General features: G+C 35.3%; 12 protein-coding genes. 1 reads left to right on the top strand and 11 read right to left on the bottom strand.

Annotation, left to right across the window (positions count from 1 at the left end):
• Nucleotides 1-197 precede the first annotated feature (197 nt).
• The 11 genes from KI369_RS27555 to KI369_RS27505 form a co-directional block, all read right to left on the bottom strand.
• Nucleotides 198-2,582 carry a phage/plasmid primase, P4 family gene (locus KI369_RS27555; RefSeq protein WP_212958786.1) on the bottom strand — a complete coding sequence of 795 codons (2,385 nt, stop codon included), beginning with the start codon at nt 2,580-2,582 and terminating at the stop codon, nt 198-200.
• 69 nt (nt 2,583-2,651) lie between these two features.
• A complete protein-coding gene (locus tag KI369_RS27550; RefSeq protein ID WP_098164035.1) occupies nt 2,652-3,086 on the bottom strand; it encodes a DUF669 domain-containing protein in 435 nt (144 codons plus the stop codon).
• On the bottom strand, nt 3,087-4,019 hold the full coding sequence (locus KI369_RS27545) for an AAA family ATPase (protein ID WP_103655882.1): 933 nt from the start codon (nt 4,017-4,019) through the stop codon (nt 3,087-3,089). It lies immediately after the preceding gene.
• Nucleotides 4,020-4,021: 2 nt separating this feature from the next.
• Entirely contained in the window at nt 4,022-4,276 is a 255-nt protein-coding gene (locus KI369_RS27540) for a hypothetical protein (RefSeq protein WP_212958784.1), read from the bottom strand.
• A gap of 2 nt (nt 4,277-4,278) precedes the next feature.
• The gene (locus KI369_RS27535; RefSeq protein ID WP_212958782.1) at nt 4,279-4,827 is read right to left on the bottom strand and encodes a host-nuclease inhibitor Gam family protein; all 549 of its coding nucleotides are present in this window, start codon (nt 4,825-4,827) and stop codon (nt 4,279-4,281) included.
• A complete protein-coding gene (locus KI369_RS27530; RefSeq protein ID WP_212958780.1) occupies nt 4,805-5,089 on the bottom strand; it encodes a hypothetical protein in 285 nt (94 codons plus the stop codon). The genes KI369_RS27535 and KI369_RS27530 overlap by 23 nt, the downstream gene beginning before the upstream one ends.
• On the bottom strand, nt 5,089-5,418 hold the full coding sequence (locus KI369_RS27525) for a BC1872 family protein (protein ID WP_212958778.1): 330 nt from the start codon (nt 5,416-5,418) through the stop codon (nt 5,089-5,091). Before KI369_RS27525 ends, KI369_RS27530 begins: the two co-directional genes overlap by 1 nt.
• A gap of 173 nt (nt 5,419-5,591) precedes the next feature.
• Nucleotides 5,592-5,945 carry a YqaI family protein gene (locus KI369_RS27520; protein WP_212958776.1) on the bottom strand — a complete coding sequence of 118 codons (354 nt, stop codon included), beginning with the start codon at nt 5,943-5,945 and terminating at the stop codon, nt 5,592-5,594.
• On the bottom strand, nt 5,946-6,113 hold the full coding sequence (locus KI369_RS27515; RefSeq protein WP_212958774.1) for a hypothetical protein: 168 nt from the start codon (nt 6,111-6,113) through the stop codon (nt 5,946-5,948).
• A gap of 101 nt (nt 6,114-6,214) precedes the next feature.
• Nucleotides 6,215-6,484 carry a hypothetical protein gene (locus KI369_RS27510; protein ID WP_134197667.1) on the bottom strand — a complete coding sequence of 90 codons (270 nt, stop codon included), beginning with the start codon at nt 6,482-6,484 and terminating at the stop codon, nt 6,215-6,217.
• Between the two features lie 73 nt (nt 6,485-6,557).
• Nucleotides 6,558-6,770: a hypothetical protein gene (locus tag KI369_RS27505; RefSeq protein ID WP_134197666.1), complete on the bottom strand. Its 213-nt coding sequence runs from the start codon at nt 6,768-6,770 to the stop codon at nt 6,558-6,560.
• 202 nt (nt 6,771-6,972) lie between these two features.
• On the opposite strand from KI369_RS27505, the gene KI369_RS27500 reads away from it, so the two are divergent.
• Nucleotides 6,973-7,602 (top strand): LexA family protein (locus KI369_RS27500; protein ID WP_212958772.1); only part of this gene is annotated, 630 nt, incomplete at its 3' end.

The raw sequence follows: 7,602 nt of genomic DNA, 5'->3' as shown, positions 1-7,602 counted from the left end.
TAGTTATTAAAGTTACTAAAGTTACCCGTTTTTCTATTAAAGTCCTATATATATATTATTTTTTATTTATTTATTTTCTTAAGAGCTGATATAGGAAATTCAGTAACTTAAGTAACTATTTATCTACAAACATTGTTATATCAACGTTTATACGAGTTACTAAAAAAATAATTAAGTAACTCTTTAGTAACTCTGACTTAAAGTTTTTTCCTATTTATAGGAGTTACGTTGTTTTTATCTTCATTTTCAGTTGAAAATAAATTTGAACCCGCAAGTTTATTTAATGTAATTCCAATAACGAAGTTTTTATTTCCTGTACCTTTTTCTTTTTTAAACCCACGAACTTCTAATTGACGATAAAAAGCACGGTTTTTTAATTCCAATTCGTTATTTTGATAACACCATTTTGTATAATTTTCATACAGTGACTTCGCTTCAATCCTTACTGAAGAATTCACTGTACAATTCTCCTCAATGAAAGGTGCCAATATGTCCATGTCCTCACGATATTCTGCAGTCGCTGCCTTCACGGCTTCCGGAGCACGCAACCCTTCGGACTGCCACTTCATGCAACCCTCAACAGCCCATCGTAATACACCAGGCATTTCTTTTGCTAATTTATCAGGTAGATCATAATCAATATTGTCTTTTGGGATTGTTACGGTAAATGGAATAAGCATAATCCTTCTCCAGATACCTTCATCCGAACCTTTTACAATCGGCTTATGGTTGGTAGTGAAGAATACTTTAAACTCAGGTGTAAACTCGAAATATTCCTGGCGTAAGAAACGTGCCGACATCTTTTCTCCACCAGTGATTTGTTTAACCAGGGCTTCAGATAATTGTTGCCCTTCCTCACTCTCAACGGCCGATACAAAACGTGCTCCATCAAGTCGGGCCACATCATTATTGATTCCTGAATCATTTCTCTTTTTCAAGAAAGTATCGCTGTTGGTCTGTCGTCCATAATCTCCAAGTATGTCCTGGACAACATTTATAAATGTTGATTTACCATTACGGCCATTACCGAATAAGAAAAACATTACTTGCTCTTTAGTTACACCGGTTAATGAATAACCGATTGCTTTTTGTAAATAATTAATGAGCTCATGATCCGCTGCACCGGTATGCGTTTTAAAAATACTTTCCAAGAAAGCTTTCCAGTTTGGGCACTCAGCATTTCTGTCATACTTGATTGGAGAAAGTTTCGTTAATAACAAATCGCGGTCATGCGATAATAATTCACCAGTCTTTAAATCGATAACTCCGTTATCACAGTTAAATAGAAAGTTATGAGCATCTAATTCTTTCTTTTTAACTGATACCATTGGCCGCACATCCAATATGCTATTTATCCTGATTGTCCGTCTTTCACATTTCTTAGCCCAATCATGCAACATCTTTGATTGATATTTATCTTCTGTAGCTTTTGCTTCTCCGTATATGGCTCTCAATGTTTTGGCCGTAATAGCTTCAATCTGTCTCTTACTATCCTCATGCCAATGCTTGCCGTTCCATATGAGCCATTCCAACTCATTGCAATAGCGAACATTCTCGCCATGATGATATGCAATTCGTTCTGCGTTTCCTAACTCAGTTAAATGAAACTTTGGCGTTTCATCGATTATTTCCTCAGTATCTTCAATTGAGTTATTAGAAATATAAACCTCATACTTTTTCTCTTCAGGTGGTTCATAATCAGCTATTGTGGAAGGAGTTGAAAGAATTGCTGTATCAATTGTCATTTGTCCATATGTACGACCATCACTTGAATGTGGCTTATCCCACTTCTCACGAAGTAAGGAAGACTCTCTAAACATTGAATCCATCTTTGCAGCATCTTTATCCGTCCAAAATGCTAAATGATTACATAGAGCCATATCAGTTGAAGAATGATCACCGTTAATCAACATGCCCTGGAATAAATCTTTAATGGCTCCACCGCTTTTACTACCAAACATTCGCTCCCACAATTCTGCATTCGATAAACTAGTAATATCTTCTCGTTCGAATGAAGTAGTGCTTTGCTTCTTTTCAGGCTTTGGCTTTTCTTTTAAATACTTCTCAAATAAAACTTTTAATTCATCCGTTCTATCTTCCACAGGAACTTGATCCAAGCAATCACCAGTAAAAGTGAAATACCGTCCATGTCTATATACTTCCAATCCAAGATCTACGTTTTTCCGTCCTGTACCTGGTCCTTTTAATGGCAGCTTACCTTTCACAATAATGTGGATGCCATCACCACTTGGTGAATATTCCGTGTAACTATTAACTGTTTCAATAACATCCTCAGCTAAACTTGTTAGAGCACCTTCTTGGATACAATGGTCAATATCTATTCCAATGAATGGATCATCCTTTGAAAACATGAATCCAATCCCGTCATAATCTCCTTGTTCATAGAATTTTATGATTGTCGGAAACGTTGACCAGCTACGCTTATTATTTGATTGAGCCATTTCCCCATTGATTTGATAAGGAACTTTTGTTTTCTTACCGTTTCTTACTTCTGACCGCCATAAGATCCAATGAGGAGTGTTTTTAAGCTCTGCCGGTATTTGATTAAATTTATATCTCATTTGATTTTCTCCCTTTGGAAAAGGGAGCCGTTAGTAGCTCCCTCCTATTTGAATCTTGTTAATTAACTTTTAGAATGGGACATCCTCATCTGAAACTGTAAATCCAGTACTTGGAGCCGATGCTTCCGATTCTTTAAATCCATTTACTTGCGGATATTTTTTACCGTTATATTCACGCTCACCTACTACTACACGAAGATGCTTATTTAAAAGTGTATCTGCCCATTCTTTGTAAGAACTAAATTTCATCCCAGTTGGAAAAGCTGCTGCCTTAGATATGGCTTGTAATCTCCACATTGATTTTTCAGTTACAACAAAATTATCAAACAAGAGCTTTTGTCCTTGGAAGGCTTGATCTACATCACTACGAATTTCATAATCCACAACAATCATGTTGTTTCCAGAGTCAGCTTGTTTCAATTCATAATTAACAACTGTTACCTCGTATTCTCCTGACTTAACTTGTTCAAATCCTTTAGCTTGTTCGTGATCTACTGTAAACATTTATTTTTCCTCCTTAGTTTTCAAATCTTGTAATCTATCTAAAGCTAATTGAGCTAACTTAATAGTGAAGTTTTCAAGTTTCATATTTGCTTTAATTTCAAATTCTTGTACCTTTGTTTGCATTTCTGAATTTCCATTCACCATTTGCATTACTTGATTAATCAGGCTTGTCCGCTTAGATTCTTCTTCAGCTTTCACATCAAGACCTAATTCAAGCCATTGATATAATTTGCGACCTACATCAGCTGTAATCTTCTGTGGATGTCCTTCGAACATTTGCGTATTATCTTTTGAAGTATCAGCTACATGGTCAATATCGATAATAAAATTAAGCATGAACTCATATTCCATTTCTTCTTTTTGTACAGGCTTGGTACCAACTTTTCGTGGTGCCATTTTCCCATCACTGTTAGGCTCTACAACGTACTCTGTTTTTGTTCGGAATGTTACTAACATATGAATATCATTTTGTGTAAGAGTTTTTATTAGTTTATTAGTTTCAGGCGCAAGTTTGCCCCAGTTTTGAAACGAGTTACCAGACATTTGCCCATGAGTTTCAACAATTCCACCCTCACCCATCCAATTGTGAGAAATTGAATCGATGACTACTACTTCCGTACCTGCATTCTTCATAGTAATAACAGCAAGGTTATATCTTTCAGTTGTGAAAGGCGGTGGGAAATCAATATGTCTAAATTGACCAATGCGAATACCGCCTATTTCAAGATTGGCATATAGTTTAGAACGTCGATGCTCTGTATCAATCACACCGATTTTTTGCCAAATTTCAGCTTCACTGGCTTCTGGATATGCTTCTTTCATCATTCCATAAGCTACGATTAACGCACTTACTGTTTTTCCAGAACCACTACATCCAATAAAACCAATAACCGCTTTTTCCTTTTCACGTTGTGCTTCTGTTACTTGAAACATTCTTATACCTCCACAATCGAACGTCTTTTTATGCCAATGATTGGCTCTGTATATCCAGCAAGCTCTAGTTGCCTTTGAGCTTTTCGAAATACATAATCGATATTTTCATTTTCTTTTATGGATCCGTCAGGATTTAAATGCTTATTAGGAATCCATACATTTTGATTTGTTCCACCTAATGTAAAACGCTTTGCTGCATATCTTTTGTAATTACGATTAATTTGTTCTAACCTTATTCCTTTATAGAACTGAATCATTTCTAAACTTCTACGCTATAAGAAATAGATTCAGGATTAACCTTAACCCCGGGAACAATTTGTCCATCTTCATCCACAATTACTTTTTCACCACTGATTTCTACAATTTTGAGTTTCTTCTTGAAATCAGCCCATTTGACTTCTGTTTTCAAGCAATCATCCAGCTCGTTTTCAATAGCATATTGAAGTATCTGGGCTTTATCCTTTTGCTCCGGCGCTTCACTACTCTTACGAGTTTTCGATTTACCATAAGGCGTACTAATTGTTTTCTGCTTTGGATCTGCTGCAAGTTGTTCCGCATGGTAACGTTGAATATGACCTTCAAAGAATGAAATACTATTGTGGATGGGCTTTAATTCGTTTTTCTCCCATTCAGTGATACGCTCACGTTCAACATTTGCTAATGTCGTAATTTCCTTTTCTTGTACTTTAAGAGTTGAAATTTTACGGAACGCCCAATTTAAACCGTTAATATCCGTAATTTCAAACTGTTGCTCCGCTGCTTGTAATTCATCAACTTCCACTAATTCATTTTGTTGTAATGGATTCATCGATATTACCTCCAAATGTTTTTTTAAATTTCTCTGCACTGTAAACAGAAAAGTATGTAAAGCCATTTTTCGTGAAATTAACTTGAATGGGGTATTCCATGCAATCACGTTTCACTACTTCTAAATCCCCTTCTTCATTCAACAATTCTTCTAATAGTCGATAATTTACATGAACTCGGTTATTATCGAAAAACCCCAGAATGCCATTGGCATAAGCTGCATTCATAGCTTGTACCTGTTTCTCAATCACACTAATATCCATTACTGCCATTCCTCCCCTACAGCTTTTAAGGCTGCTATGCATATTGCCATTGGTGCGCCTCTTCCTGTGGCTCCATGCCTACCATCAATAGAGCAATACATATTTCCTTGTTCTGTTTTCCCCATCACTTTCACAATACGTTCTTGATCTTGTAACTTTTCAACTACTAACCAAGCATCCTCAATATTTGTACTAAACTTAGGTAACTGTGGATGAACAGCACCTATCGGTGTTTCTACCCACATTGATTTCAAAATTGATGTTTCAGGTGGCTTAATCCATCCCATAACCTTTTCCGCAACTAATTCATCGATTGGTTTGTCGTTCATTTCAAATCTCCCTTACTATTATTCTCAACCGTTTTTCGAATAATATGCTTGTTTTTAAAACTTTTTAATAGATATGAAACTCTTATTTCGTCACTTTACACAAAATCAATTCATGCTATAATGACTGTGAATATTTTTACTTAAATCACCTGTTGGCGCAGGTGGTTTTTCTTTTATACTGCTCGAAAGCATTCAACATTTTGTTTCTCAATTAAGTAATCCGTTAAATTTTCTTTAAGTACAACATCCTGTCCAAACATAAAATACTTATCATCTTGCTTAATTTCACAACCATAGATATCTTCGATTGGATGATCAGGTTCTTTAATAGATTCCTTTTCAGCAATCTCTTCCACAAATATTGCATCGATATTATGTTTATTGAGATGGACCAACTGTTTACTTAATCCTTTTGTGTCCCATTCAATTTTTTCAATAGAACCGAAACCATTTATAATTGTTTTAAATTGGTCTACCGTAAACCTTGCTTTAGCACCTGACTTAAAAATCAACGTTACTTCCTTCAATTAACTCACCTCCCTTCGATCTATAACCTCACGGTTCATTTCGTATATTCTGCGCTTTGCTTCTAACTCCATAGCTAGTAACAATGTAGGACTGTTCTTCGCTTCAGCACATCTTTTTCTTACTTCATGACCTTTCATGATTCTTGTTGCGGATAATACTCCGTTCATTTTTCTTCACTCCTCTTATCTGTTCTTTTCAGAGAATTAATCGTTCTTTATAAAGAGAGAAAATTCGACATTTTTATTACAAAAAAATAAGCCCTTATTTATTAATGTATTGGTTGTTCCCTTATCCACATTAGTAAAAAATGTTCCGTTTCAACCGCTGGAAAGTACCATTTCCCACCTATTTTGTATTTTGAAAAACGTTCATCATAGAAGAACTTCTCTTTTATAGTATTTTCACTCATACTTGTTTGTTTACAGAGTTCTTTCATGTCCCACAAGGTCTTTCGTCTTTCAATTTGATCCAAACGCTTTCTTAACTCTTCTATAAAACGTTTTTCAATGATTTGGTTATCTAATTGAATATTAAGCATGTTCTCACCTTCTTTCTCGCCAAGAAAATTCGACATTTTCTTTTTAAAAAAAGTGAGGATTTCTCCTCGAAACTCAATTGACTTTATTTTCTTCAAACTCAAATAGATACTCTAAATTATGTTCTGGAAAAAAAGTTTTCTTAATTTCAAGTGCTTCGTCATAGTAAAAACGAAACTTTCCATTTATCTTGTCACTAACTGTCGCGTGGCGAAGATTCAGGTGCGAAGACACTTCTGTAATCATAATTCCTTTTCTCGCCATCTCTGCACGCAAATTCGGATACATTTTCTCACCACCCATTTTTTGTACGATACTGCGTTCATTCTTCTTTCAATATAAACGCATTTTCGTACGAAGTCAACGAAAAAACGAAAAAAAATACTCATTTTCGTATGTTTTTCTATTTACATACAAATTCAGTTAGGTTATGATATAAACAGATATACGAAATATCGTATACATTTCAATTCGAAAGGAGGTGAAATTAATGAAGAAGGCGGAGATTATTACGCACTTAATAAAAGAAGCTGGTTATAGTAAAAGAGCTTTTGCAGAAAAAATCGGGCTACCACCTACAACATTACAATCAATGCTATCAAGAGGCATAGGCAAGGCATCTGTTGATAATGTAATTAAAGTATGTAAAGGATTAGGGATTACTACCGATGATTTAGAGCGACTAGAAAACCAAAGTACTGACAAGGTCAAAGAAGAGTTATCTATATATGAGACAGTCGACAAAAATCAATCGAATATTACCCACATCCCTATAATAGGAGCTGTCGCAGCTGGTACACCAATATTTGCAGAAGAAAATATTGAAGGCTATTTACCAATGCTATCCACTTTCTTGAATTCAGCTAAAAAGTATTTTTATCTCATTGTTAGAGGTACAAGTATGAATCTTGAATTCCCTGAAGGCTCATTTGTCCTTGTGGAGGAAACACCGTTTGTAGAAAATGGTCAAATTGCGGTCGTGAAAGTCAATGGTTATGATGCGACGGTCAAAAAGGTATCACGATCCGGAAATATCATTACTTTAATTCCATTGAGTAATGATCCTATTCACGAGCCACAAACTTATGATCTTTCGACAGAAGATGTAAAAGTTATTGGA

Source organism: Bacillus sanguinis (assembly GCF_018332475.1).
GTDB lineage: Bacteria > Bacillota > Bacilli > Bacillales > Bacillaceae_G > Bacillus_A > Bacillus_A sanguinis.
Note: the sequence above shows the minus strand (reverse complement) of the source record. Positions and strands in the feature narration are given on the sequence as shown.